This window comes from Lysobacter sp. Root667 (genome assembly GCF_001427715.1).
In the GTDB taxonomy this organism is placed as follows: Bacteria; Pseudomonadota; Gammaproteobacteria; order Xanthomonadales; family Xanthomonadaceae; genus Lysobacter.
Map to the genome: position 1 here is coordinate 427,887 of NZ_LMHF01000010.1, position 24,284 is coordinate 452,170.

At 69.4% G+C, this 24,284-nt stretch carries 18 protein-coding genes; 10 read left to right on the plus strand and 8 right to left on the minus strand.

Features of this window, described 5'->3' with window-relative positions:
* Position 1: 1 nt before the first annotated feature.
* The 3 genes from ASD78_RS09805 to ppc form a co-directional block, all read right to left on the minus strand.
* The gene (locus ASD78_RS09805) at positions 2-1,111 is read right to left on the minus strand and encodes an S-(hydroxymethyl)glutathione dehydrogenase/class III alcohol dehydrogenase (RefSeq protein ID WP_056100957.1); all 1,110 of its coding nucleotides are present in this window, start codon (positions 1,109-1,111) and stop codon (positions 2-4) included.
* 106 nt (positions 1,112-1,217) lie between these two features.
* The gene (frmR, locus tag ASD78_RS09810) at positions 1,218-1,493 is read right to left on the minus strand and encodes a formaldehyde-responsive transcriptional repressor FrmR (protein ID WP_056100766.1); all 276 of its coding nucleotides are present in this window, start codon (positions 1,491-1,493) and stop codon (positions 1,218-1,220) included.
* Between the two features lie 156 nt (positions 1,494-1,649).
* Positions 1,650-4,388 (minus strand): phosphoenolpyruvate carboxylase, encoded by a 2,739-nt coding sequence (ppc, locus tag ASD78_RS09815; protein WP_056100961.1) that lies wholly within the window; start codon positions 4,386-4,388, stop codon positions 1,650-1,652.
* Between the two features lie 174 nt (positions 4,389-4,562).
* On the opposite strand from ppc, the gene ASD78_RS09820 reads away from it, so the two are divergent.
* The gene (locus tag ASD78_RS09820; protein ID WP_082559605.1) at positions 4,563-5,333 is read left to right on the plus strand and encodes a tetratricopeptide repeat protein; all 771 of its coding nucleotides are present in this window, start codon (positions 4,563-4,565) and stop codon (positions 5,331-5,333) included.
* A gap of 303 nt (positions 5,334-5,636) precedes the next feature.
* Here the strand turns inward: ASD78_RS09820 and ASD78_RS09825 are convergent, their stop codons facing one another.
* A complete protein-coding gene (locus ASD78_RS09825; RefSeq protein WP_156087697.1) occupies positions 5,637-6,974 on the minus strand; it encodes a glutamate--cysteine ligase in 1,338 nt (445 codons plus the stop codon).
* 281 nt (positions 6,975-7,255) lie between these two features.
* Here ASD78_RS09825 and ASD78_RS09830 point away from each other — a divergent pair, with 281 nt between their 5' ends.
* The 3 genes from ASD78_RS09830 to ASD78_RS09840 all read left to right on the plus strand — a co-directional run bounded on the left by ASD78_RS09830 (position 7,256) and on the right by ASD78_RS09840 (position 10,887).
* Positions 7,256-8,782 carry a peptide ABC transporter substrate-binding protein gene (locus ASD78_RS09830; protein ID WP_162250157.1) on the plus strand — a complete coding sequence of 509 codons (1,527 nt, stop codon included), beginning with the start codon at positions 7,256-7,258 and terminating at the stop codon, positions 8,780-8,782.
* Positions 8,779-9,699, plus strand: coding sequence for an ABC transporter permease subunit (locus ASD78_RS09835; RefSeq protein ID WP_056100773.1), 921 nt, complete (start codon positions 8,779-8,781; stop codon positions 9,697-9,699). Before ASD78_RS09830 ends, ASD78_RS09835 begins: the two co-directional genes overlap by 4 nt.
* A gap of 156 nt (positions 9,700-9,855) precedes the next feature.
* Positions 9,856-10,887, plus strand: coding sequence for a LacI family DNA-binding transcriptional regulator (locus ASD78_RS09840; RefSeq protein ID WP_056100776.1), 1,032 nt, complete (start codon positions 9,856-9,858; stop codon positions 10,885-10,887).
* A gap of 23 nt (positions 10,888-10,910) precedes the next feature.
* Here ASD78_RS09840 and ASD78_RS09845 read toward each other — a convergent pair whose 3' ends face one another.
* From ASD78_RS09845 to ASD78_RS09855, 3 genes are all read right to left on the minus strand, one after another.
* Complete coding sequence (locus ASD78_RS09845; RefSeq protein WP_056100964.1) at positions 10,911-12,602, minus strand: alpha-amylase family glycosyl hydrolase; 1,692 nt, start codon at positions 12,600-12,602, stop codon at positions 10,911-10,913.
* A 26-nt stretch (positions 12,603-12,628) separates the two neighbouring features.
* Complete coding sequence (locus tag ASD78_RS09850) at positions 12,629-14,104, minus strand: MFS transporter (protein ID WP_056100779.1); 1,476 nt, start codon at positions 14,102-14,104, stop codon at positions 12,629-12,631.
* A gap of 104 nt (positions 14,105-14,208) precedes the next feature.
* Complete coding sequence (locus ASD78_RS09855) at positions 14,209-16,977, minus strand: TonB-dependent receptor (RefSeq protein ID WP_162250158.1); 2,769 nt, start codon at positions 16,975-16,977, stop codon at positions 14,209-14,211.
* Positions 16,978-17,363: 386 nt separating this feature from the next.
* Here ASD78_RS09855 and ASD78_RS09860 point away from each other — a divergent pair, with 386 nt between their 5' ends.
* Positions 17,364-18,953 carry an alpha-glucosidase family protein gene (locus tag ASD78_RS09860; protein WP_056100967.1) on the plus strand — a complete coding sequence of 530 codons (1,590 nt, stop codon included), beginning with the start codon at positions 17,364-17,366 and terminating at the stop codon, positions 18,951-18,953.
* 33 nt (positions 18,954-18,986) lie between these two features.
* Here ASD78_RS09860 and yihA read toward each other — a convergent pair whose 3' ends face one another.
* A complete protein-coding gene (yihA, locus tag ASD78_RS09865) occupies positions 18,987-19,592 on the minus strand; it encodes a ribosome biogenesis GTP-binding protein YihA/YsxC (protein ID WP_056100786.1) in 606 nt (201 codons plus the stop codon).
* Positions 19,593-19,779: 187 nt separating this feature from the next.
* Between yihA and ASD78_RS09870 the strand changes: the two genes are divergently transcribed.
* The 5 genes from ASD78_RS09870 to ASD78_RS09890 all read left to right on the plus strand — a co-directional run bounded on the left by ASD78_RS09870 (position 19,780) and on the right by ASD78_RS09890 (position 24,284).
* On the plus strand, positions 19,780-20,658 hold the full coding sequence (locus tag ASD78_RS09870) for a c-type cytochrome (RefSeq protein ID WP_055901842.1): 879 nt from the start codon (positions 19,780-19,782) through the stop codon (positions 20,656-20,658).
* Between the two features lie 172 nt (positions 20,659-20,830).
* Positions 20,831-21,670 carry a thiol:disulfide interchange protein DsbA/DsbL gene (locus tag ASD78_RS09875; RefSeq protein ID WP_056100789.1) on the plus strand — a complete coding sequence of 280 codons (840 nt, stop codon included), beginning with the start codon at positions 20,831-20,833 and terminating at the stop codon, positions 21,668-21,670.
* A gap of 156 nt (positions 21,671-21,826) precedes the next feature.
* The gene (locus ASD78_RS09880; RefSeq protein WP_056100793.1) at positions 21,827-22,501 is read left to right on the plus strand and encodes a thiol:disulfide interchange protein DsbA/DsbL; all 675 of its coding nucleotides are present in this window, start codon (positions 21,827-21,829) and stop codon (positions 22,499-22,501) included.
* Between the two features lie 138 nt (positions 22,502-22,639).
* Positions 22,640-23,500, plus strand: coding sequence for a thiol:disulfide interchange protein DsbA/DsbL (locus ASD78_RS09885; RefSeq protein WP_055901851.1), 861 nt, complete (start codon positions 22,640-22,642; stop codon positions 23,498-23,500).
* Positions 23,501-23,522: 22 nt separating this feature from the next.
* Positions 23,523-24,284: an endonuclease/exonuclease/phosphatase family protein gene (locus ASD78_RS09890; protein WP_055902024.1), complete on the plus strand. Its 762-nt coding sequence runs from the start codon at positions 23,523-23,525 to the stop codon at positions 24,282-24,284.

Consider the following 24,284-nt stretch of genomic DNA (forward strand, 5'->3'; position numbering starts at 1 on the left):
GTCAGTAGTGGATCACGGTGCGGATCGACTTGCCCTCATGCATCAGGTCGAAGGCCTCGTTGATGCGTTCCAGCGGCAGGGTGTGGGTGATGAAGGAATCGAGGTCGATCTCGCCCTTCATCGCCTGCTCGACCATACCCGGCAGCTGCGTACGGCCCTTGACGCCGCCGAAGGCCGAACCGCGCCAGACCCGGCCGGTGACCAGCTGGAACGGACGCGTGCTGATCTCCTGGCCGGCACCGGCCACGCCGATGATCACCGACTCGCCCCAGCCCTTGTGGCAGCACTCCAGCGCCGAGCGCATGACGTGGACGTTGCCGATGCATTCGAAGCTGAAATCGACGCCGCCGTCGGTCATCTCGACCAGCACGTCCTGGATCGGACGCTCGTGGTCCTTCGGGTTCACGCAGTCGGTCGCGCCCATCTGCCGGGCGAGTTCGAATTTGCCCGGATTGGTGTCGATGCCGATGATGCGGCCGGCCTTGGCCTGCACCGCGCCCTGGATCACCGCCAGGCCGATGCCGCCCAGGCCGAACACCGCGACCGTGTCGCCGGGCTGGACCTTGGCGGTGTTGTGGACCGCGCCGATGCCGGTGGTCACGCCGCAACCGAGCAGGCAGACTTTCTCCAGCGCGGCCTCGGGATTGACCGCCGCCAGCGAAATTTCCGGCACCACCGTGTACTCGCTGAAGGTGCTGCAGCCCATGTAGTGATGGATGGGCTGACCGTTGTAGCTGAAGCGCGAGCTGCCGTCCGGCATCACGCCGCGGCCCTGGGTCGCGCGCACGGCCTGGCAGAGATTGGTCTTGCCCGACAGGCAGAATTTGCATTGCCGGCATTCGGCCGTGTACAGCGGGATCACGTGATCGCCGGGCTTGAGGCTGGTGACGCCCTCGCCGACTTCGACCACGACGCCGCCGCCTTCATGGCCGAGCACGGCCGGGAACAGACCTTCGGGATCGTCGCCGCTGAGCGTGAAAGCATCGGTATGGCAGACGCCGGTGGCGACGATGCGCACCAGCACCTCGCCCTTGCGCGGCGGCTCGACGTCGATCTCGACGACCTGCAAGGGCTGTCCGGCGGCGAAGGCGACGGCGGCGCGGCTTTTGATGACCCGGCTCATGGGGATGGTTCTCCTGCGTTGGCGTTCCGCGAGGCGGAAGGAAAGACGGGCTGCGACCGGAGGTTCGGGCGCAGCGGGTAACGGTGCCGCGAATTCATTTCAGATACGAGCGCACCAGCGCGGCGACCTCGTCGATGCTGGCGCTGCGGGTCTTCTGCGAGGACACGGCCTGGCCGAGTTCCTCGCGGATGTGGCTCTCCAGCACTTCCGACATCAGGCCGTTGATGGCGCCGCGGATCGCCGCGATCTGCTGCAGCACGGCCGCGCATTCGCTGCCCTGCTCCAGCGCGCGCTCCAGCGCCTCGGTCTGGCCCTTGATGCGGCGGACACGGGTCAGGACTCGCTTTTTCTCTGCAGGGGAATGCGGCATGGAACGGCCTCGGTCTGTGGCGCCTGATACTGGGGGATAGTATCAGATCGGGCGCGCGGCGAAGCCTGCCCGGCCGGTTTCCATCGTCGATTCGTAGGGTCGCGGCTACGCCCGGATGCGCGTGGCGACAGGCTGTGCAAGGAAGCCGGCCGCGAATCAGCCGGTGTTCTGCACGCCCGCGGCGATGCCGTTGACCGTCGCCACCAGCGCCTGCTGCAAGGCATCGTCGGGCCGTCCGGCAGCACGCCAGCGTGCCAGCAGGTCGACCTGGAGCAGGCTGATCGGGTCGACATAAGGATTGCGCAGGCGGATCGATTGGCGCAGGCGGTGGTCGCCGGTCAGCAGTTCGCGACTGCCCTTGATCGCCAGCACCGCCGTGCGGGTGCGCTCGAATTCGGCGGCGATGCCGGGATGGAAGCGCGCATGCAGATCGCCTTCGGGCAGGGCCGCGGCGAGCAGCGAATAGCGCTCGAAGATCGCCGGATCGGATTTGGCCAGGACCATTTCCAGATCGTCGATCAGGGTGGTGAAGAACGGCCAGTCGCGCGCCATCTCGGCCAGGGTCTCGCGGCCGTGACGCGCGAGCGCTCGCTCCAACGCGGTGCCGACGCCGTACCACGCGGTCAGGCCGGCACGGTTCTGCGACCAGGCGAACACCCAGGGAATCGCGCGCAGCGAACCGATATCGCCGGCGCCGGCGCGCTTGGCCGGACGGGAGCCTATCCGCAGGCGTTCGATCACATCGATCGGGGTCGCGGCGCGGAAGTAGGCAGGGAACAGCGCGTCCTCGTGCACCAGCGCGCGGTAGTGCGCGCGCGCGGCGTCGGCCAGTTCGGACGCGATCGCACGCCAGCCCGCTTCGCGCGGCTCGGGCGGGCGCGGGCGCAGGGTCGCGCGCAGCACCGCACCGGTGGTCTGCTCCAGATTGCGCAGGGCGATCGCGCGGATGCCGTACTTGCGATGGATCACCTCGCCCTGTTCGGTCAGGCGCAGGAAGCCGTCGACCGAACCGCGCGGCGCGGCGATCACCGCGCGCTCGGTCTTGCCGCCGCCGCGGCTGATCGAACCGCCGCGGCCATGGAAGAACGCGATGCGCACGCCGCTGTCCTGGGCCAGCGCGGTCAGCGCGACCTGGGTCTGCTGCAGGGCCCAGCGCGAGGCCAGCATGCCGCCGTCCTTGGCGCTGTCGGAATAACCCAGCATGACCACCTGGCGGCCGCCGCGCGCGTCGAGGTGGGCGCGGTAGACCGGGTCGGCGAACAGCGCGCGCAAGCTGTCGGCGGCGGCGTCGAGGTCGTCGACGGTTTCGAACAGCGGTGCGACGTCCAGCGGTACGCGGCCGGCGGCGTCAACGCAGCCAGCGGTGCGCGCCAGGGCGAGCACGGCCAGGGCGTCGGCGGCGCTGCGGCTCATGCTGACGATGTAGGGGCCGAAGGCATGTTCGCCGTAGCGCGGGCGCAGCCTTGCGACCGCACGGAACACGTCCAGGCTGGCGCGCGCGGCGCCGTTGCCGTCGCTGCGCGGCGGCGCGCTGCCGTCGAGCAAGGCATGCAGGCGTTGCGCGCGCTCGGCCGGCGCGCGCCGTTCCCAGTCCGGGTCGCCGAGCACCGCGGACAAAGCGGCGTCGTGGGTGGCCGAGTCCTGGCGCAGGTCCAGGCTGGCGAGGTGGAAACCGAAGCACTCGGCGCGACGGCGCAGGCGACGCACCGCGAAGCCGCCGGCGTGTCCGCCCTGGTTGGCGTTGAGGCTGTCCTCGATGGCGACGATGTCGGCCAGGAACGCGGCCACGTCGGGATAGCCGTGCACGCTCTCGTCGGCGGTCGCCTGCAGGCGCGCGGACATCAGGCTGAGCAGGTTGCGATACGGCATGTCGGCGTGGCGCGGCTTGAGCGCGGCGGCGGCCTTGGGCAACAGGTAGCTGTAGTCCTCGACCCGCGCCAGCACCGCTTCGTCGATGCGCACGCGCGTCACCGACTGGCTCAGCAGTTCGCCCAGCGCGTCCAGGTCGCGGCGGTAGGCGCGCAGCACCAGCGCGCGCTGACCGGCCAGGGTCGCGGCGATGGTGTCGGCGCCGACGTTGGGATTGCCGTCCATGTCGCCGCCGACCCAGGTGCCGAAACCGAGCACGTCCGGCAGCGATGGCGTATCGCCGTAGGCCTCGCGCAGGGCTTCCTCGAACATCTCGTAGAACACCGGCAGCACGCGGTAGAGCACGTCGGACAGATAGAAGCCGACGTGCTCGAACTCGTCGGCGACGCTGGGCTTGGCGGCCGGCGCTTCGGCGGTCTGCCAACTCGCGGTCAGGGCCAGGCGGATGCGTTCGCGGTCGGCGCGGCGCTCCGGCGGGGTGCGGCTGCGGTCGATGTCGGCGACCAGGCAGCCCACGATCTGGCGTTCCTTCTCCAGCAGGGCGCGGCGCACGGCCTCGGTGGGATGAGCGGTGAACACCGGTTCGATGCGCAGCCGCGGCAGCAGCTGCGCGAGTTCGTCGGCGCCGACGCCTTCGCGGGCCAGCGCCGACAGCACGTCCCGCAGGCCGCCGGGTTGCGCGGCCGCGCCGCTGCGCTCGTAGTCGCGGCGGCGGCGGATGCGGTGCACGCGTTCGGCCAGGTTGACCGCCTGGAAATAGGTCGCGAAGGCGCGCACCAGGTCGGAGGCCTGCTCCAGGTCGATGTCGGCCAGGGCATCGGCGAGTGCGGCCAGCGGGCGGTCGGATTCGCGGCGCCGGATCGCGGCGCGGCGCAGACGCTCGACCGCATCGAGGAAACCGGCGCCGCGTTGTTCGGCCAGGATCTCGCCGACCAGCGCGCCCAGGTTTTTTACGTCCTCGCGAAGCAAGGCGTCGGTGGGCGCGAAATCGACCGCGCGCAAGGGTTCGTCGCTGGTGTCGGTCATGACATTCATATGGCTAGGCTATAACAGCAACTTGTGCGTTGCAGCAATCTGCCGTTCATGAATTTGGTTACATCGGTAACGACCTGGACTCTGCGTTTCGCTCCTCCCACCACGGTCTAGCCAGAAGCAGGCGGAACCCCGACACTGTGCGCCGGTCGGGACAGGGGAGACCGTATGCCGTTTCTGGGTTTGGGCGCCCACGTGCTGGTGGCGCTGTTCTTCGCCGTACACGCCGTGCGCAGCGGGCAGGAGCGCTACTGGCTCGGCATCCTTTTCATGTTCCCGCTGCTCGGCAGCGTGATCTACGGCCTGACGATCTGGCTGCCCGAGATGCGCCACAGCCGCCATGGCCGCGCCCTGGTCGGCGGGGTCAAGCGCGCGCTCGACCCCAGCCGCGAACTGCGCGAGGCCCAGCAGGCCTTCGAGGACGCGGCCACCACCGATCGCCGTCTGCGCCTGGCCGATGCGCTGCTCGCCAGCGACCGCGCTTCGGAAGCGGCGACCCACTACGAATCGGCGCTGCAGGGCATCCACGCCGACGATCCCGATATCCAGGTGCGGCTGGCGCAGGCGCTGCTGGAATGCGGTCACGCCCGGCGCGCGCGCGAACTGCTCGACGAGCTGATCCGGCGTCGGCCCGACTACCGCTCCAACGAGGGCCACCTCACCTACGCCCGCGCAGTCGCGGCCGAGGGCGACCGCGCCAAGGCGCGCGAGGAGTTCGACACTCTGGTCGGCTACAGCAGCGGCTTCGACGCGCATGCGCACTACGCGCAGACCCTGGTGGGCTGGGGCGATACCGAGCGAGCGCGCCAGCTGTGCGAGGGCGCGCTGGCGAAAGCCAAGCGCCTGCCGCCCTACGCACGGCGCATGAACAAGCCGGCACTGGACCAGCTCAGGCTGTTGTCCAAGCAGTTGGCGAATGCGAACGCGGTGACGGGCTGAAGCACCGCGGCGCTGCCGGAATCCGACGCGATCGAGGTGTGCGCTGCGCGTCAGGCGGCGATGGTGCGGTTATCACCGCACCCTACATAGGATGCGGTAAGCCGCAAGCGCACCGCATCGAGCGCTGCGCGTCAGGCGGCGATGCTGCGGTTATCACCGCACCCTATGTAGGATGCGGTAAGCCGCAGGCGCACCGCATCGAGCGCTGCGCGTCAGGCGGCGATGCTGCGGTTATCACCGCACCCTACGCAGGATGCGGTAAGCCGCAGGCGCACCGCATCGAGCACCGCGGCCTGAGCCGCCTCAATACGCGAAGTCGGTAAACACCGGATCCACGCTGCCGCCCCAGGCGCCGTGGAACAGCTCGAGCTTGCGCTCGGCCGGGGTCTGGCCGCGTGCGACGAACTCCAGCAGCGGTTCCAGGTAGATCGATTCGTCGGCGCCGTTGCTGTTGAATTTGCCGCGCCGGGCCAGGCCGTGCGCGGAAATCTCCAGCGCGCGCCGGGCCAGGTCCAGGACCTTGCCGTCGCGGAACGGCAGCTGCAGCGCCTGCTTCGGCACACCATCGCGCAGGGCGTGGCGCTCTTCCGGGGTGAAGTCCAGGACCAGGTCCCAGGCCGCATCCAGCGCGCTGGAGTCGTACAGCAGGCCGACCCAGAACGCCGACAGCGCGCAGATGCGGTTCCACGGGCCGGAATCGGCGCCGCGCATCTCCAGGTATTTCTTCAGCCGCACTTCCGGGAACGCGGTGGTGGTGTGATCGGCCCAATCCTTCAGGGTCGGCCGCTGGTCCGGATAGGCCGGCAGCTTGGCGTCCATGTAGTCGCGGAACGACTGGCCGGCGGCGTCGATGTAGGTGCCGTCGCGATAGACGAAGTACATCGGCACGTCGAGCAGGTAATCGACGTAGCGCTCGTAGCCGAAGCCGTCCTCGAACACGAAGTCGAGCAGGCCGGTGCGGTCGCGGTCGGTGTCGGTCCAGATGTGCGAACGGTAGGACAGGAAGCCGTTGGGCTTGCCTTCGGTGAACGGCGAGTCGGCGAACAGCGCGGTCGCGATCGGCTGCAGGGCCAGCGAGACGCGGAATTTCTTCACCATGTCGGCTTCGTCGCGCACATCCAGGTTGACTTGCACGGTGCTGGTGCGGGTCATCATGTCCAGGCCCAGGGTGCCGACCTTGGGCATGTACTCGCGCATGATCTTGTAACGGCCCTTGGGCATCCACGGCATTTCGTCGCGGCGCCACTTGGGCTGGAAGCCCATGCCGAGGAAGCCCAGCCCCATCGGCTCGGCGACCGCGCGCACTTCGCGCAGGTGCTGCGCGGCCTCGCAGCAGGTGTCGTGCAGGGTCGCCAGCGGCGCGCCCGACAGTTCCAGCTGGCCGGCCGGCTCCAGCGACACCGAAGCCTGGTCGCGGGTCAGGGCGATCACGCGGCCGTGTTCTTCCACCGGCTCCCAGCCGAACTGGGTCAGGCCCTTGAGCAGGGCTTCGATGCCGCGTTCGCCGTCGAAGGTCGGCGGGCGCAGGTCGTCGGTGCGGAAGCCGAACTTCTCGTGCTCGGTGCCGATCTTCCAGTCGTCGTCGGCGCGCGCGCCGGACACCAGGTATTCGATCAGCGCGGTGCGACCGCCGCTGGCCATCGGCGGAATCGGGACATCCTTGACCTGGCTGGGACCGGACACACGCACCTCGTTCGTCGACACTGCGCTGCAAGGCGGGATGCCTTGCTCGCGCGCCGCCGTCGCGACGCGCGGAGGGCCGGCGGCGTCCTGCGACGCCCGGCCCTTGCTGCTTCCGGGGATATGCGGCCACTGACCTACAATCACCAGACCCCGGCAGTGTAGCCCTCGCCTTGCACCGAACAACGTCCGCCCTGCAACGCTATGGTTCGGCCCTGCTACTGGCGCTGATGCCCTGCGCCGTGCCTGCACAGACGCTGGAGCGCGGCAACGGCCCCGAGCCGAGCACGCTGGACGCGCACCGCTGCCAGGAAGTCGCCTGCGGCAATGTGCTGCGCGACCTGTACGAAGGCCTGGTCACCGAGGACGCGCACGGCCGGCTGGTGCCAGGCATGGCGCAGCGCTGGTCGGTGTCGGCCGACGGCCGCACCTGGACCTTCGTATTGCGCGAGGGCCTGCGCTGGAGCAACGGCGAGGCCCTGGACGCTCCCCAAATCGTCGCCAGTTTCCGGCGCGCGTTCGCGCCGGCGACCGCCGCGCCGTTCGGCGAACTGTTCGACGCGCTGGAAAACGCGCAGGCGGTGCAGGCCGGGCGGCAGCCGCCGTCGGCACTGGGCGTGTCGGCGCCGGATCCGCGCACGGTGGTGTTCCGCCTGCAGCGCAGCGCGTCGCTGCCGGCGCTGCTGACGCTGCCGATCGCGTTTCCGGTGTACCTGCCGGCGGTTGAACGCTACCAGGCCCAGCACACCCGGCCGGGGCGGCTGGTATCGAACGGCGCCTATACGCTCGCGGCGTGGACGCCGCAGGCCAATCTGCTGGTGCAGCGCAATCCGCGCTTCCACGACGCCGCGCGGGTGGCGATCGCGCAGGTGCGTTACCACGTCACCGAGGACGCGGCCGCGGAACTGCAGCGCTTCGCCGCCGGCGACCTGGACATCACCGAAGTGGTGCCGCCGCAGCCGCTGACGGCCTTGCGCGCGCGCTTCGGCGAGCGCCTGCGCCTGTCGCCCTACCTGGGTGCGTTCTGGCTGGGCATGAACCTGAGCCGCCCGCCGCTGCGCGACGAACCGCAGTTGCGTCGGGCCCTGGCGATGGCGATCGACCGCGACAAGCTCACCCGCCACGTCACCGGCCTGGGCGAAACCCCGGCCTACGGCATCGTGCCGCCCGGCATCGCCGGCTACACCCCGGCCCAGACGGCTTGGGCCTCGCTGAGCCAGGCCCAGCGCGAGGCGCAGGCGCGTGCGCTGTACCGCGCCGCCGGCTACACGCGCGAGCGGCCGCTGGTGATCGAGCTGCGCTACAACACCTCGACCCCGCACCGCCGCCTGGCGCTCGCGGTGGCGGCGATGTGGCGCCAGACCCTGGGCGTGCAGGTGCGGCTGCGCAACGAGGAATGGAAGGTGTTCGTGCAGAACCGCCGCCAGCGCGCGATCACCCAGGTGTTCCGCGGCGGCTGGATCGGCGACGTGCCCGACGCGCGCAACTTCCTGGCCGCGTTCGGCAGCGACGGCCCTTTGAACTGGAGCGGCTACGACGACGCCGCCTTCCGCCAGCGCCTGGCCAAGGCCGACGCCGCCCAGACCGAAGCCGCGCGCAACGCCTGGCTGCACGCCGCCGAAACCCGGCTGTTGAATTCGGACGCGGTGATTCCGCTGTACTACTACACCTCCAAGCACCTGGTCGGCGAACGCGTGCGCGGCTACGAATCCAACGCGCTCGATCGCCACGCCAGCCGCTGGCTGTCCTTCGCAGGACCGGCGCGATGAAGCGCGTGCTGGGACGGTTGGCGGAAGCCTTGCTGACGCTGTGGCTGCTGGCCACGCTGTGCTTCGTGCTGCTGCGCGCCGCGCCGGGCGGCCCGTTCGATACGGAAAAGGCCGCGCCGCCGGAAGTGCAGGCCGCGCTCGCCGCGCAGTACCGCCTGGATCGGCCGCTGCCCGCGCAATACCTGGCCTGGCTGGGCGACGTGGTCCGCGGCGACCTCGGGCCTTCGTTCCAGTACCCCGACTACCGCGTGACCCAGCTGATCGCCAGCGCCTTGCCGGTGTCGATGCTCAACGGCGGCCTCGCCCTGCTGCTGGCGCTGTTGCTGGGCATACCGCTGGGCGCATGGGCGGCCTTGCGCGCCGGGCGCTGGACCGACCGCGTGTTGATGTTCGCGGCGGGACTGGGCCTGGCGATACCGAAGTTCGTCGCCGCGCCGCTGCTGGTGCTGCTGTTCGCGGTGACCCTGCATTGGCTGCCGGCCGGCGGCTGGGGCGGCTGGAGCCACGTGGTGCTGCCGGTGATCGCGCTGGCGCTGCCCAACATCGCCTACTGCGCGCGCCTGACCCGCGCCTCGCTGCTGGAAACCTTGTCGGCCGACTACCTCAAGGCGGCGCGCGCACGCGGCCTGTCGGAAGCGCGGCTGTTGCTGGCGCACGCGATGAAACCGGCGCTGCTGCCGGTCGCGGCCTGGTTGTCGCCGGCCTTGATCAACGTGGTCACCGGCTCGGCCGTGGTCGAGCAGGTGTTCGGCATCCCCGGCATGGGCCGCTACTTCGTCCAGGGCGCGCTCAACCGCGACTACACCCTGGTGCTGGGCGTGGTGCTGGTGGTCGGCGCACTGATCGTCGCGATCAACACCCTGGTCGACGCCTTGCGCGCGGCGATGGATCCGCGCCTGCGCGATGCAGAGCCGTAAGCGACGACCTAGCTTGCACCGGCGTAGGCCAAGCGCGAGCACGATGGGCGTACCCACGTCACCGCGATGACCGGAATGGATCGCGTGCGGCAATGCGGCATGCGCAGCGGCCACGCGCTCACTACACTGCGGATTCTCTGTCGACCGGCCCCGTGCATGCGCACCCGCAGATCCAAGGCCACATCGCTGGACATAGCGCACCGCGCCGGCGTGTCGCAGGCCACGGTCTCGCGCGTGCTCAGCGGCAGCCCGCTGGTCAACGCCGAAACCCGCAAGCGGGTCGAAGCCTTGGTCCGCGAGATGAACTACAAGGTCGACCGCCACGCCTCCAGCCTGCGCACGCAACGCTCGGGCACGCTGGCGCTGCTGCTGTTCGAGGACCCGACTCCGGACGAGTCGCACATCAACCCCTTCTTTCTGTCCATGCTGGGCTCGATCACGCGCGCCTGCGCACGCGAGGGCCAGGACCTGCTGATCTCGTTCCAGCAACTCTCCGACGACTGGCACGCCGACTACGAGGACAGCATGAAGGCCGACGGCCTGATCCTGCTCGGCTACGGCGACTACCTGGCCTACAAGGGCAAGCTGGAGAAGCTGGTCGCGCAAGGCACGCGCTTCGTGCGCTGGGGCGCGGTGCTGCCGGATCAGCCGGGTGTGTCGATCGGCTGCGACAACTTCAGCGGCGGACGCCTGGCCGGCGAGCACCTGGTCGGCCTGGGCCATCGCCGCATCGCCTTCCTCGGCGGCGCCTCCAGCCATTGCCCGGAGTTCTTCGACCGCTTCCGCGGCTGCGACGCCGCGCTGCGCGAAGTCGGTGGCGCCATGGAGGCGATCCTGCAGGTCGACGCGGAAAGCTTCGAGGAAGACGGCTACGCCGCCGCGCGCGAGCTGATGGCGCGCGGCGGCCGCTTCGACGCGGTGTTCGCGGCCAGCGATCTGATCGCGATCGGCGCGCTGCGCGCCTTCGCCGAGGCCGGCCTGCGCGTGCCCGAGGATCTGGCCGTGGTCGGCTTCGACGATATCCCGATGGCGCGCTTCGCCAGCCCGCCGTTGACCACGGTGTTCCAGGACACCAAGCGCGCCGGCGAGCTGCTGGTGGAAACCCTGCTGCGCCAGATCCTCGGCGAGACCACCGAGAGCATCACCCTGCCCGCCTCGCTGGTGGTGCGGCGTTCCAGCGGAAGCTGAGCGCGCACCGCGGGGGTCGCAGTTCAACGCACGAGCTTGCGCCGCATCAAGGCGTCCAGTGCGCGGCGCAGGTCCCTGCGCGTGGGCGGCGCGTCGAGCACGAACACCTTGACGTCGTGGGCCGGCACCGTGGCCGATAGGGTGCCGTCGCGGGCGACAGCGACGCTGCCATCGCCCAAGGCATCGCGCCATGCACCGGCTTCCAGGTAGCGCCGGACCTCGAAGTCCGCCGGCGCCGCGCCCTTGTTGAGCAGCACCAACGCGATCTGCGCGGCACCATCGTGCTGGTAGACCCGATAGAACGCGGCGCGATCGCCCCGGAACTCCATATCCACCTGCAGACCGCGCTGCAACGCCGGCGTGGCCGCGCGCAGCCGCGCGATGCGCTGGAGCCGTTCGTAGATCGGCTGACCCGGCGCTGCGTCGATGCGCGCCTGGCCGTAGTAGTTGCGGTTGCCAGCGTGCTCGGCGCGGCCGCGCATGAAGCCGGTTTCCGACCCGTAGTAGACCACCGGGATGCCGCGCGCGGTGAACAGCCAGTTGTGCGCGTCGATGAACCCCTCGTCGCTCGCGTCCAGGCGCGGCATGTCGTGGTTGTCGTAGAAGGTCATCAGTTCGTACGGGTTCGCGTACGGGCCGCGGCGCAGGTACAGCCGCTCCTCGAGCCGCTCGTAGCCCGCGCTGCGGCGGCCGAAGACCTCGGCCATCCGCTCCTTGAGCGGAAAGTCGAGCACGCTTACAGCGCCGTTCTCGGGCCAGGTGAACGGCGCGATGTTGCGCGCCCGATAATCGAAGGCCTCGCCGAACATGAAGAAGCCCGGCCGCTTGGCGCGGATGCGATGCGCGAAGGCTTTCCAGAAGGCATGCGGCATGTGGCGGATGGTGTCGATGCGGAACGCGTCGGCGCCCTGGTCGATCCATTGCGTATAGGCGCCGACGAAGTAGTCGAGCACCTCGGGGTTGGTGTCGTCGATGTTCGACAGCTGCACCAGGTCGGCCTGGGTATGAAAGTAACGGTGCAAGGGTTGATGGGCGGGATCGAGCTGGGCCGGCGCCAGGTTTTGGTGGTCGGCGACCAGCACACCGTCGCGATAGAGTTCGCCGAACTTGGGCTGGTCGCTCGGCATCGTGAACGAGGGCGAGCCGTGGTTGGCGACGATGTCGAGCACGGTCTTGAGGCCATGGCGGCGCAGGCCCTGGGTGAGGCCGGCGAAATCCAGGTCGCGGCTGGGCAGGTGCTCGTCGAGGCGATAGAAGTCCACGCCCCAGTAGCCGTGGTAGCCGGTCTTGCCGCGGTCCTGGAAGGCGCCGCCCCAGGTCACCACCTCGCCGCCGGTGAAGGCCTGGTCCGGGTTGTCGACGATGGGCGTAAGCCAGACCGCGCCGAAGCCGAGTTCGCGGATGTAGCCGGCGTTGGCGAGCAGGCCTTTGAAATCGCCGCCGAGGTAGCCGATGTTGTCGCTCTCGCCGGCCGGCGCGCCGGGCACGGGCCGGTCGAAACTGCGCGTGGCCGGATCCGGGCCGCCCTGTTCGCGCTGGTCGTCGGACGGATCGCCGTTGACGTAGCGGTCGGTGAGGACGAAATAGACGGCGTCGCTGGCGAAGGGTTCCAGCGTTCCGTAGTAGTCGCCTTGCGTATCGGCGGCGGCGGCGGTGCTCGCGAGTAGCGTCAGCAGCGCAGCGCCCAAGGCGCGCGACGGGAGTCGGGTTTTCATGAAGCGGGCTTTCATGAACCAGGTTTTCATGGCGCACGCACCGCCGGCTCGCGCACCCGCAACACGCACAGGCCCGACACGATCAGACTCACGCCGCCGATCGCCAAGGCCTGCATGGGCTGGCCGCCGAACCAGGTCTTGAGCAAGAATCCCAGCAGGCTGGCCGCGACCAACTGCGGAATCACGATGAAGAAATTGAAGATGCCCATGAACACGCCCATCTTCTCCGCCGGCACGCTGTCGGACAGCAAGGCATAGGGCAGCGACAGGATCGAGGCCCAGGCGAAGCCGACGCCGACCATCGACAGCAGCAGCCACTGCGGATCGCGAATCAGCAGGAACGACAGCAGGCCCAGGCCGCCGAGACCGACATTGACCAGATGGCTCAGGCGCAGGCCCAGGCGGCGCACCATCCACGGGATCGCGATCGCCGCGAGCGCGGCGAAGCCGTTGTAGGCCGCGAACAGCACGCCGACCCAGTTGGCGCCTTCGTTGTAGGCCGCCGAGGACGGATCGCTGCTGCCGTAGTGGACCTGGGTGACCGCGGCGGTGGTGTAGATCCACATCGCGAACAAGGCGAACCAGGAGAAGAACTGCACCACCGCGAGCTTGCGCATCTCCGCCGGCATGCCGTGCAGGTCGCCGATGATGTGGGCGAAGGCGCGGTCGCGCCGCACCAGGCCGACCGCCACCAGCGCCAGGCCGTAGCCGGCGAGCAGGCCGGCGAGTATGTAGAGCTGCGGATCGAAGCCGAACCGCCGCACCGCGCCGGCGCCCGCGATGCCCACGACCAGCCAGGCCAGGCCGTGGCGGCGCGCGCGCGCGACGTCGAGCGCGCGCTGCGGCGGCCGCGGCGCGGTGTCGTGCGCGCGCAGCATCTCCGGCGGGTACTCGCGCGTGCGCAGCACGGTCCAGCCCACCGACAGCAGCAGCACCGCGCCGCCGAAGTAGAACGCATAACGCACGGTGTCGGGCACGGCGCCGGGCGCGGCGGTGTTGCCGACGCCGAAATGGGCGAGCGCGTAAGGCAGCGCGCTGGCGATCACCGAACCCACGCCGATGAAGAAGCTCTGCATCGCATAGCCGCCGGCGCGCTGCGAGGTCGGCAACTGGTCGCCGACGAAGGCGCGGAACGGCTCCATCGAGATGTTGATGGATGCGTCCAGCACCCACAGCAGGCCGGCCGCGATCCACAGCGTCGGCGAGTTGGGCATCGCGAACAGCGCCAGCGTGGCCAGCACCGCACCGATCAGGAAGTAGGGACGGCGCCGGCCGAGCCGGGTCCAGGTGCGGTCGGACAGGTAGCCGACGATGGGTTGCACGATCAGGCCGGTCAGCGGCGCGGCGATCCACAGCACCGGGATCGCCTCCATGCTGGCGCCCAGGGTCTGGAAGATGCGGCTGACGTTGGCGTTCTGCAGGGCGAAGCCGAACTGGATGCCGAGAAAGCCGAAGCACATGTTCCAGATCTGCCAGAACGACAGCGTCGGTTTGGTCGTCATCGGATCGGGGCCGTCATGGATCGGGTCCGTCATGGCTCGTGCGCCGCCGCCGTAACCGCCCTGCCCGTGCGACGGGAAGGGCGGCCGGGTTGCAGCGGCGTCGGTCAGAACTTCGAGGCGAAGCGCAGCCCGAACATCCGCGGCGTGTTGAGGTAGCGAATGTTGACCGAGTTGTTGATGAAGCCCTTGCCCGAATACGCCTCGTCGGTGAGGTTGGAGACGAAGGCGTCGACGCGGAAGCGCTCGTCCTGGCCGAAGTTGAGGCCGGCCGACAGGTTGAGCGTGGTATAGCCGTCGACCTTGTCGTTCATGGCCAGGCCGTTGGCGGCGGGCCCGGCGCCGGCCGGGTTGGAGCCGTTGTTGAAGGACATCTGCGACAGCGGGATCTCGATCACGTTGCCGTTGGCGTCGAGCCCGAAGCCGCGGCTGTTGTATGCGGTCAGGTAGTAGTCGGACCGGTAGGCCAGGCTGATCGTCCAGTCGAAGGAGCTGACCGCGCCCCAATCCACGCCCATGTTCTGCGACAGATTGAGGTTGAGGTTGTACTTCGAGGTGTTGGGCAGGCGGTTGCCGTCCAGCGGCACGATCAGGTTGGAACGCGTGTCGAGCACGTCCGAGTCCTTGAACTCGGTGTCCAGGTAGGTGAAGTTGTAGCCCAGGCTGAGGCCGTGCTCGAAGCCGAAGCGGCCCTCGAACTCCAGGCCCAGCACGCTGGCGTTGGCGGCGTTGTCGTTGAGCACCTGGCGCGTGACCGCGTTCGGATTGTCCGGCGTCGGTGCCGGCACGTCGATCATGTTCTGCAGCACCTTGTCCTGGTAGTCGTAATAGAACAGGGCGGCATTGAAGCGCACCGGCATCTCGCCCCAGTGGACGTCGCTCTTGTAGCCGACTTCGTAGGAGGTGAGCTGCTCGGGCTTGAACTGGATCGACAGCACGCGGCCGTCGGCCAGGGTCATGGGGCGATTGAGGCCGCCGGAGCGCGTACCGGTGGACACGGTGGCGTAGAGCATCTGGTTGTCGGCGAGGTCGTACTCGGCGCCGACGCGCCAGTCGAGGTAGTCGTCTTCGTAGACGCTGACGTTGGTCGCGCTGGGGCCGTAGTCCGAGCGCATGATCACATCGATCTGGTCGCGGTAGCGGTTCAGGAACTCGTCCCAGTTGTCCTGGTAGCCCAGGCTCTGGAAGCCGTCGAGGAAGTAGTCCAGACCGTTGTTGCAGCCGGCGGTGGCGGCCGGGGTCCAATCGTTGTTGGTGCACACCGTCGGCACCGGCATGCGCGCGCCCGGATCGCGCAGGCGGAAGCCCGGCGAGAGCAGGGTCAGGCCGGTGGTCCACGGATTGGTGCCGGTATTGGGCGCGGTGCCGAAGAACTGCTGGAACAGCGCGTCGGGCACCACGAACTGGTACTTCACGTGGCGCTCGCGCGCGGTCTTCTTGTCCTTGGTGTAGCGCAGGCCGGCGAGCAGGCGCAGGTCGTCGTTGACCGAGAAGGTGAAGTCGCCGTACACCGCATTGGAACGCACCTTGGAGCCGTCGCCGCGGTTCTCGCCGCCCAGGCCGTCCTGCCAGCCACAGGTGGTGCCCGGCGCGAACCACTCGCAGTCGCCCCAGTAGCCGTTGCCGACGTCCCAGGACACGTAGTCGTACTTCTCCTGGTAGTTGAACACGCCCGCCGACCAGATCAGGCGACCGGTGTCGCCGAAGAAGCGCAGCTCGTTGATGGCCGTGCTGGATTTGTCGGCCTGCATGAAAGTATCGTTCCACCGCAGGCGTTCGGGGTTGTGGTAGGCCTCGACCTCGCTGCCCGGGTACACCGGGCCCAGCTGCCACTCGCGCGAAGCGTTGCGGTTGTAGAAGTCGTATTTGCGGTAGGCCGTGCTGAACTCGACCGCGAAGGCATCGTCGAAGCGGTAGGTGAAAGTACCGGAGATGCCTTCGATATCGTTCGTGGTCTCGCCCTGGGTGCGGAAGTACTGGCGGAACGGATCGTCGAGGTCGTCGATGTCGATCCCGCGCGCCTGCGCGCGCTCGGTGAACATGCCCGGATCGCCTGTGCCCTCCTCCTTGACCTTGTCCATCATGACGAAGGCGGTGAAGTTCTCGTTGGGCTCCCACAGCAGGCTCAGGCGCGCGGCCGAGTTGTCGATGGCGCCGGGGCCTTCCAGATCGAAGGGATAGCCGTTGCTGATGTAGGAGTCTCGCGACTCGTTGAACAGGGCTAGACGAGCGGCGAAGGTCTCGCCGAACGGGACGTTGAGCACGCCTTCGTAGGTGCGGAAGTCGTAATTGCCGGCGCCGATCTTGAGGTTGCCGTTGAAGGCGTCGAACTCGGGACGCTTGGAGATCACGTTGATCGAACCGGCGGCGGCGTTGCGGCCGCGCACCGTGCCCTGTGGGCCCTTGTGCACTTCCACGCGCTCGACGTCGAAGAACATCGGCCCGATCGAGCGCGGGCGCGGCAGGTAGATGCCGTTGTAATAGGTCGCCACCGCGGGATCGGAGGAGAAGTCCGAATCCGATGCGCCGATGCCGCGCAGGTACATCTCGTACTTGCCTTCCTGCTTGGTGATCTGCAGCGCCGGCACCACGTTCTGCAGGTTGCGAATGTCGGCGTTGATGGCGAGCTTGTCGAGCTCGTCGCCGGTGAAGGCCTGGATCGAACCGGAGTATTTCTGGATCGACTGTTCGCGGCGGTTGCCGGTGACGGTGACCGCTTCGATTTCGTGCGCCTGGTTGGCCGGCGCCGGGTCGGCGGTGGGCGCCGTGGCGTCCTGTCCAGCCGCCCATGCGGTCCAGGGACTGCACAAACCCAGCGAGGCCAGCGCGACGGTCAACAGATTGGGCTTCAACGAAGCCGACTTCAATTTCAACATGCCCCCTCCCAGAAGCTTGCTTCGTGTGCGGCTGCGCCGATGGCGCCGCGCCGCTTCGTTCGCCGGTCGCGTCGCTCCGGCGGTGCGGCCAATCTTAGGCAGGCCGATCGCCTTGCAGCGCACCTTGCATACGTATTCATGGCCTTGCATGCGCATCGATGTCGCATTCATGCGCGGCGCTGCAATGCAGCATCGCAGTGAATACGTATGCAGGCGCGCGCAGGCGCGGCGCCTGCCGGTAAGCTCGCCAGCACTCCGCGGCGACGCAGGCGCGCCGCCCGCATCCATTCGAGGTGGCTTTGAACGAATCGGTCCACACCGGCGTCGCGCTCGGCGATACGCAAGGCAGCGCGGCGACGCGCGCGGCCCAGTGGTGGCGCGGCGCGGTGATCTACCAGATCTACCCGCGCAGCTTCCGCGACGACAACGGCGACGGCGTCGGCGACCTGCGCGGCATCATCGACAAGCTCGAGTACGTCGCCGGACTGGGCGTCGACGCGATCTGGATCTCGCCGTTCTTCAAGTCGCCGATGGCCGACTTCGGCTACGACATCGCCGACTACCGCGAGGTCGATCCGCTGTTCGGCAGCCTGGACGACTTCGACGCGCTGCTGGCCAAGGCGCACGGCCTGGGCCTGAAGGTGATGATCGACCAGGTGCTCAGCCATACCTCGGCCGAGCACGTCTGGTTCAAGGAAAGCCGCGCCAGCCGCGACAATCCCAAGGCCGACTGGTACGTGTGGGCCGACGCGCGCGAGGACGGCACGCCGCCGAACAACTGGCTGTCGCTGTTCGGCGGGGTGGCCTGGAAGTGGGAACCGCGGCGCGGCCAGTACTACCTGCACAACTTCCTCGCCGCGCAGCCCGACCTCAATTTTCACAACCCGCAGGTGCGCGCGGCGGTGCTGGACAGCGTGCGCTTCTGGCTGGACCGCGGCGTCGACGGCCTGCGCCTGGACGCGATCAACTTCTGCTTCCACGACGCGCTGCTGCGCGACAACCCGCCCAAGCCCAAGGAACGGCGCGTCGGCCGCGGCTTCAGCCCCGACAATCCCTACGCCTTCCAGTACCACCATCACAACAACACCCAGCCGGAGAACCTGGCCTTTCTGGCCGAGCTGCGCGCGCTGCTGGACCGCTATCCGGGCGCGGCGGCGCTGGGCGAGATCTCGTCCGAAGATTCGCTGGCGACCATGGGCGAGTACACCCGCGACGGACGCCTGCACATGGGCTACAGCTTCGAGCTGCTGACCCAGGACCATAGCGCGGCCTACATCCGCGCCACGGTGCGGACGCTGGAAGCGCAGATGCGCGAAGGCTGGCCGTGCTGGGCGATCTCCAATCACGACGTGCAGCGCGTGGTCAGCCGCTGGGGCGAAGGCGGCGAGCCGGCGCACTACGCCACCCAGCTCAGCGCGCTGGCCTGTTCGCTGCGCGGCTCGGTCTGCGTGTACCAGGGCGAGGAGCTGGGTCTGCCGGAAGCCGAAGTGCCGTTCGAAGCGCTGCGCGACCCCTACGGCATCGCGTTCTGGCCCAGTTTCAAGGGCCGCGACGGCTGCCGCACGCCCATGCCCTGGGACGACAGCGCCGGCGCCGGTTTCAGCGACGGCACGCCGTGGCTGCCGATTCCCGACAGCCACCGCGCGCGCTCGGTGAGCCTGCAGGAGGCCGACCCGCAGTCGCCGCTGCACGGTTTCCGCCGCTTCCTGGCCTGGCGCCGGCGCCAGCCGACGCTGCGCTTGGGCGAGATCGCGTTCCGCGAGGTCGCCGAACCCTTGCTGGCATTCACGCGCCGGCTCGGCGACGAGGAATTGCTGCTGGTGTTCAACCTGTCGGCGCAGCCGCAGGAGATGGCGCTGGACGCGCACGAAGGCTGGCAGCCGCTGCAGGGCCACGGTCTGGTCGAGGGCGAATGGGATGGCCAGCGCCTGCGCCTTCCGGCGCACGGCGCCTACGTCGCGCGGCGCGCTGGCTAGGCAGGCCCCACCCGGCGCGATCGCGCCGGGCGACTACAGCTCCAGCCAACCGCCGACCACCGCGCGCGCTTCGTCGACGCCCTGCTTGGACTCGCCGGAGAAGGTCTGCACGCTGACCGAATTGCCGTAGGCGGCGAACAGGTCCTTGCGCACCGCCAGCAAGGCCTGCGACTGCTGGCCGCGGCCGAACTTGTCGGCCTTGGTCAGCAAGGCGTGCGCCGGCAGGCCGCGCGAAACCGCGTAGCCGAGCATCTGGCGGTCGTAGTCCTTGAGCGGATGGCGGATGTCCATGACCACGACCAGGCCGCGCAGCGCCTGCCGAGTCTGGAAATACTGGTCGATGAAGGCCTGCCAGTGCGCCTGCAGGTCCTGCGGGACCTTGGCGTAGCCGTAGCCGGGCAGGTCGACCAGGTAGCGGTCGGTGCTGGGCGGAATGTCGAAGAAGACCAGCTGCTGGGTGCGGCCGGGCGTCTTGGACACCCGCGCCAGCGCGTTCTGCTGGCACATGGCGTTGAGGGCGCTGGACTTGCCGGCATTGGAGCGGCCGGCGAAGGCGACTTCGAAGCCGCCGTCGGGCGGGAGTTGCTTGGGCGTGTGCGCCGCCAACAGGTAGCGGGCACGGGCGAGAGGATTGGCCATGGGCGCTAGGATCGCACGGCGACGGTGCGAAACGCCCGCCGCGGAACGCGTCGCAGGCCCGAAAACCCAGGCCGCGCGGCCTGCGGACAGCGATTCGCGTTGACCCGCCCTGCCCCCGCGACGATAATTCCGAGGTTCCGGCGACCGCATCGCGGCCCGCCATCCCAGTGTTTCGGAGCCCAGCTACATGAGCCAAGCCCGCGTCCTAGGCATCGTCGGTCTGACCGTTATGGCGGCCGTCGCCGTCGCCTACGCCCAGCCCACGATCACGCCGATCCCCGACAAGGAGCCGGTCCAGGCCGCGCCGCTGGTCGAGAAGCCGGCCAGCTGGGGCGACGTCAAGGCGGGCGCCACCAAGGCCGGCACCTGCGCGGCCTGCCATGGCCTGGACGGCAATCCGACCGATCCGCAGTACCCGCGCCTGGCCGGCCAGAGCGAACGCTACATCGCCCACCAGATCGCCCTGTTCAAGAGCGGCGAGCGCAACACCGGCATGGCCGCGGCGATGAAGCCCTACGCCGATGCGCTGACCGCGCAGGACGCCCGCGACCTGGGCGCTTACTTCGCGACCCAGAAGTCCGGCGCCGGCGTGGCCGACGACACCGTGATCGCGTCGGGTCCGAACAAGGACAAGAAGTTCTTCGAGGTCGGCCAGCAGCTGTTCATGGCCGGCGACAAGGCGCGCGGCATTCCGGCGTGCATGGCCTGCCACGGTCCCGGCGGCGCCGGCAACCCCGGCCCGGCCTACCCGCACGTGGCCGGCCAGCAGGCCGCCTATGCCCAGCGCCGCCTCGAGGAATACCGCGCCGGCACCACCACCCAGCGCGATCCGCACCTGTTCAACGTGATGGCGGCCGTGGCCAAGAACCTCACCGACGAGGAAATCGGCTCGCTGTCCAGCTACCTGCAGGGCCTGCACGAGCGCGCCGACGACTTCGCCGCCGCCGATGCGCCGGCGCCGGCCGTCGCTGCGCCCGCCGCGGCTCCGGCACCGGCTCCGGCCGCGCCCGCTCCGGCGGCGCCGGCCAAGGACGCCGCTCCGGCCAAGCCGGCCACCGGCGCCTGAGACCCGCGGCGCGCGGCCCGTTCCGCGCAATCGCCACGAAACGCCGGCCCCGTGGCCGGCGTTTTCGTTTGCGCGGGCGCGGCGATCCTGCGCCCGCGATTTCCTTTCGCGATTTCTTTTATCGTGGGCGCCGAAACGGCCCGCCCCGGGCCGGCCACGATCCGAGCCGACCATGCCGCCCATCCGTCTCGCTCCGCTGCTGATCGCATTGCTGGCGCTGAGCGCCTGTAAGCCGTCCGCGCCCGCCGACAGCGCCACGCCCGCCGAGCCCGCCGCCAGCGCCCCGGTCGCCGCCGAACCCGCCGTCGAAGGCGAGCCCGCGGTCGCCGCAGGCGCCGAACCCGCCGCGGCGACGCCTGCTGCGGCGACGCCGGCCGCGGCCCCAGCAGCGGCCGCGCCACCGGCCGCCGCCTCCCAGGGCCTGGTCGCCGGCAAGGACTACGCGGCCATCGACGGCGGCCAGCCGTTCGCGCCGGTGCCCGGCAAGATCGAGGTCGTCGAGGTATTCGGCTACGTCTGCCCGGCCTGCGCCCAGTTCCAGCCCCTGGTCAACGCCTGGAAGGCCAAGCAGGCCGCGGACGTGCATTTCACCTACGTGCCGGCGCCGTTCGGCCCGGAGTGGGAGCCCTACGCCCGCGCCTATTACGTGTCCGACTCGATGGGCCTGGTCGGGCGCAGCCACGACGCCCTGATCCGCGCCATCCACCTAGAACAGAGCATGCCCGGCGAAGGCGACAAGCCCGACGACGCCGCGATCGGCCGCTTCTACGGCCGCTACGGCGCCGACCCGCAGCAGTTCGTGGCCGCCATGAACAGCTTCGCCACCGTGACCCGGGTCAATCGCGGCAAGCAGTTCATGATGCGCAGCGGCGTCGAGCAGACCCCGACCCTGGTCGTTAACGGAAAATACCGGGTGATCGGCAGCAGTTTCGAGGATATGCTGCGCATTACCGACATTTTGATCGCACAGGAGCGAGCCGCGCACGTGCCGGCCGCCGCCGCTACGCACTAAGACCGGCCACGGAACTTCCGCGCGCGACGCCGGTCACATCCGATACTCCTGGTTCGAGACGCCGGCCGTTATGCTTAACGCCGGCGTCTTTTTTTGTCCGGACGCCCCCCAACGCGGTCCTCACCGCCCCCGATCCGATCGCCGCGAGACCCTGCGATGACCCCACGCCCGTTCCGCCTGCTCCCGACCCTCGCCGCCCTGGCCCTGAGCGCGCTGCTGCCGCTGGCCGCGTCGGCCGCCGGCAAGACCGCCGCCCCGGCACTGGAAGCGGACCGCGACTACTTCGTGATCGACGACGGCCGCCCCTACGCGCCGGTGCGCGGCAAGATCGAGGTGGTCGAAGTGTTCGGCTACACCTGCCCGCATTGCGCCCACGCCCAGCCGCTGGTCGCCGCCTGGAAGGCCAAGCAGCCCAAGGACGTGAACTTCGTCGCGGTGGCGGCGCCGTTCGGCGGCTATTGGCAGCCCTACGCCAAGGCCTACTACACCGCCCAGGCCATGGGCCTGACCGGCAAGACCCACGAGGCGGTGTTCAATGCCCTGCACGAAGAGCGCAGCCTGCCGATCAACAACGCCTCGCCGCAGGAAATCGCCAACTTCTACGCACGCTACGGCGCCGATGCCGAGAAGTTCGCCGCGACCATGGAGAGCAAGGGCATCGAGGACCAGCTCGAGCGCGCGCGCGACTTCATCACCCGCAGCGGGGTCGACGCCACGCCGATGTTCGTGGTCAACGGCAAGTACCGGGTCGCCGGCCGCAGCTTCGAAGAGAGCCTGCGCATCGTCGACCAGTTGGTCGCGCGCGAGCGCGCGGCCGGCAAGGCGCGTTGAGCCGCCCCGGTCGCGCCTACACTCCGTGTTCAGCGCGTCGGCCGTTATCCTGACGGCCGACGCATTCCCCGGCGTCGCGACGGCACTGCCGTCTGCGCGCCGCCAATCCGATCCGACCGTTTTGTGGAGATTCGATCCATGACCCTGCGCCTGGCCCAGCCGCACCGTTACCCCGTCCTGTTCGCCGCCCTGTTCGCGCTGGCCGCCTGCACCCAGCAGCAGGAAGCCGCCGCTCCCTCCGCCGAAACCGCCGCCGCGCCGAGCAGCGAAGCCGCGCCCGCCAACGCGGCGCCGACGCCGACCCAGGAAGCCGCGCCCGAGACCGTGATCACGCCCGCCGCCGTCGCCACCGCGCCGACCGGCCCGGCCCCGGTCGCCGGCACCGACTACGTCGAGATCCCGGGCGGCACGCCGTACGCGCCGGGCACCGGCAAGATCGAAGTGGTCGAAGTGTTCGGCTACACCTGCCCGCACTGCGCCGAGTTCGAACCGCTGGTCAACTCCTGGCGCGCCAAGCAGACCGCCGACGTCAACTTCGTCCCGGTCGCCGCGCCGTTCGGCGGCTATTGGGTGCCCTACGCCAAGGCCTTCTACACCGCCGAGTCGATGGGCCTGGTCGGCCGCACCCACGACGCGATGTTCCGCGCCGTGCACCTGGAGCGCAGCCTGCCGGTCAACGGCGTCAAGCCGGTCGACTTCGCCGAGTTCTACGCCAAGTTCGGCGCCAACAAGCAGCAGTTCGAAAGCACCTACGCCAGCTTCGCGATCGACGCCAAGCTCAAGCGCGCCGAGGCCTTCCTGACCCGCAGCGGCGTCGAGTCCACGCCCAACATCGTGGTCGACGGCAAGTACCGCGTGATCGGCAAGAACTTCGAGGACATGCTGCGCATCACCGACCACCTGGTCGCGCAGGAACGCGCCGCGCGCACCGGCGGCGCCGCTCCGGCCGCCGAGGGCAGCGCTCCGGCCACCGGCCCGGCCGCAGCCGCCGCGCAGTAATCGTCGTATGGACCCGGCCGGCATGGATACGCGCAGACGACTGCGTCTGCTCAGCGCCAACATCCAGGCCGGGTCCAGCACGCGCCGCTACAGCGACTACGCGACCCGCAGCTGGTCGCACGTGCTGCCCGCCGGCAACAAGCGCGGCAGCCTCGACACCATCGCCCAACTGGCCGGCGAGCACGACATCGTCGGCCTCAACGAAAGCGACCCGGGCAGCCTGCGTTCGGGCTTCACCAACCAGACCCACTACCTGGCCCAGCGCGCCGGCTTCGACTACTGGAGCCACCAGCCCAACCGCCGCGTCGGCAGCGTCGCCTCCAGCGCCAACGGCCTGCTGAGCAAGCTCGAACCGCGCGAAGTCATCGACCATCCGCTGCCCGGCCGGGTCAAGGGCCGCGGCGTGCTGATGGCGCACTTCGGCGACGACGACGACGCCCTGACCGTCGCCGTCGCGCATCTGTCGCTGGGCGCGGCCTCGCGCGCCTCGCAGCTGGCCTTCATCGCCGAACTGCTGCACGACCACCCGCACGCGGTGCTGATGGGCGACTTCAACTGCTCGGTCGATCAGCCGGAAATGCGCACCCTGTTCCAGCGCACCCGCCTGCAGCCGCCGCAGTCCGCGCTGCCGACCTTCCCGAGCTGGCGCCCGCAAAGGGCGATCGACCACATCCTGATCGGCGACGGCCTGAGCTGCACCTCCGCACGCGCCGTGCCGGCCGCGCTGTCCGATCACCTGGCGCTGTCGCTGGAACTCGAAGTTCCGGATCACGCGCTGCTCTAA

What these genes read in the sequence shown, in the direction of transcription:
- ASD78_RS09835 (WP_056100773.1), top strand. Translation starts at nt 8,779, where the DNA reads ATGAAGCGCGTGCTGGGACGGTTGGCGGAAGCCTTGCTGACGCTGTGG.
- ASD78_RS09870 (WP_055901842.1), top strand. Translation starts at nt 19,780, where the DNA reads ATGAGCCAAGCCCGCGTCCTAGGCATCGTCGGTCTGACCGTTATGGCG.
- ASD78_RS09845 (WP_056100964.1), bottom strand. Translation starts at nt 12,602, where the DNA reads ATGAAAACCCGACTCCCGTCGCGCGCCTTGGGCGCTGCGCTGCTGACG.
- ASD78_RS09855 (WP_162250158.1), bottom strand. Translation starts at nt 16,977, where the DNA reads ATGTTGAAATTGAAGTCGGCTTCGTTGAAGCCCAATCTGTTGACCGTC.
- ASD78_RS09840 (WP_056100776.1), top strand. Translation starts at nt 9,856, where the DNA reads ATGCGCACCCGCAGATCCAAGGCCACATCGCTGGACATAGCGCACCGC.
- ppc (WP_056100961.1), bottom strand. Translation starts at nt 4,388, where the DNA reads ATGACCGACACCAGCGACGAACCCTTGCGCGCGGTCGATTTCGCGCCC.
- ASD78_RS09885 (WP_055901851.1), top strand. Translation starts at nt 22,640, where the DNA reads ATGACCCTGCGCCTGGCCCAGCCGCACCGTTACCCCGTCCTGTTCGCC.
- ASD78_RS09880 (WP_056100793.1), top strand. Translation starts at nt 21,827, where the DNA reads ATGACCCCACGCCCGTTCCGCCTGCTCCCGACCCTCGCCGCCCTGGCC.
- yihA (WP_056100786.1), bottom strand. Translation starts at nt 19,592, where the DNA reads ATGGCCAATCCTCTCGCCCGTGCCCGCTACCTGTTGGCGGCGCACACG.
- ASD78_RS09875 (WP_056100789.1), top strand. Translation starts at nt 20,831, where the DNA reads ATGCCGCCCATCCGTCTCGCTCCGCTGCTGATCGCATTGCTGGCGCTG.
- ASD78_RS09850 (WP_056100779.1), bottom strand. Translation starts at nt 14,104, where the DNA reads ATGACGACCAAACCGACGCTGTCGTTCTGGCAGATCTGGAACATGTGC.
- ASD78_RS09890 (WP_055902024.1), top strand. Translation starts at nt 23,523, where the DNA reads ATGGATACGCGCAGACGACTGCGTCTGCTCAGCGCCAACATCCAGGCC.
- ASD78_RS09820 (WP_082559605.1), top strand. Translation starts at nt 4,563, where the DNA reads ATGCCGTTTCTGGGTTTGGGCGCCCACGTGCTGGTGGCGCTGTTCTTC.
- ASD78_RS09825 (WP_156087697.1), bottom strand. Translation starts at nt 6,974, where the DNA reads ATGGCCAGCGGCGGTCGCACCGCGCTGATCGAATACCTGGTGTCCGGC.
- frmR (WP_056100766.1), bottom strand. Translation starts at nt 1,493, where the DNA reads ATGCCGCATTCCCCTGCAGAGAAAAAGCGAGTCCTGACCCGTGTCCGC.